This is a genomic window from Caballeronia sp. LZ003, from assembly GCF_031451465.1.
Classification (GTDB): domain Bacteria; phylum Pseudomonadota; class Gammaproteobacteria; order Burkholderiales; family Burkholderiaceae; genus Caballeronia.
This window is the reverse complement of the sequence record NZ_JARUXJ010000070.1, coordinates 1-1,039: the sequence shown is the minus strand read 5'-3', so window position 1 is coordinate 1,039 and position 1,039 is coordinate 1. Positions and strand designations below refer to the sequence as shown.

Here is a 1,039-nt window from a genome sequence, read left to right as displayed (position 1 = left end):
GAAGACGTGTCCCAACTCCAAGGTGATGCTGCCGTATCGGACAGGGTAATCGTCGCGACCGCGCCGTTCTTTAGCTGAATGATGGCGGCAGCCGTATCCTCGACTTCGAAGCCGCGAACCGCATTGGACGTAATGGCTTGCAGGCTTGCGATCTCGCCGCAAACGAAGCGCAACAAGTCGATCTCATGGATGAGGTTGATCAGCACCGGTCCGGCCGCCGTCGTCCGGCGCCATGCTTCGTTGAAGTAGGCGTCCGGTTTGAGGAAGGTCGCGAGCACGGACGCGGAGACCAGCCGACCCAGCTTGCCATCTTGGATCAACGAGCGTGCCGTCCGGATGATCGGGTTATGTCGACGATGATGACCCACGAGCAAGGGCACGTCTGCATCGGCTGCAGCTTTCGCCAGGCGCAGTGCTTCCTCGACTGTATCGGCAACGGGCTTCTCGACGAGCACGGCGATGCCCGCGTTGATCAGCTCCAGCGACATCGGCACATGCAAGGCGTTCGGAGTTGCGACAATGGCACCGTCGAGCTTCATCTGGTCGACGAGTGCTCGGTGGTCCGCGAACCACGGTATCGAGAACTCGTCGGCCAGCGCCTTCGAAGCGACGTTCGGGTCTGCAATTCCAACGATCTCGACACCTTCGGCCTGGGCAGCGCCGACCAAATGCGCGCGACCGATTGCGCCCGCGCCGATAAGACCCACTCGTGTTACAGACATCGATGCTCTCCTCAGTTCAATGCGTGGTTGCATTGCCCAGCACGGGTGCCGCATTGCTACGGACACGGCCCTGCACATACGCTGCGACGATGGCAATTGCGAGAGGAACCGTCAGGAACAGAAAAAGCTGGCCAAAGTTCCATTTAAAGCTCAGCAGCACGGCGCCAATCGATGCGCCGGAGATGGCACCGAAGCGGCCGATGCCCGTCATCCAGCTGGTGCCGGTGGCACGCATTTCAGTGGGATAGTAGCTCGCAGCCATTGCAGTCCAGCCGGTGTTCGTCGAGTTCGTGCAATAGCCGAGCAGGAAAACGAGA

Annotated in this window: 1 protein-coding gene and 1 pseudogene; both read right to left on the bottom strand. The window is 60.4% G+C overall.

The window, feature by feature from the left end:
* Positions 1-722: Gfo/Idh/MocA family oxidoreductase (locus tag QCE79_RS32980; protein ID WP_309851658.1), on the bottom strand; the 722-nt coding region annotated here is incomplete at its 3' end.
* 16 nt (positions 723-738) lie between these two features.
* A pseudogene (locus QCE79_RS32975) lies at positions 739-1,039 on the bottom strand (aromatic acid/H+ symport family MFS transporter); the annotation flags it as partial.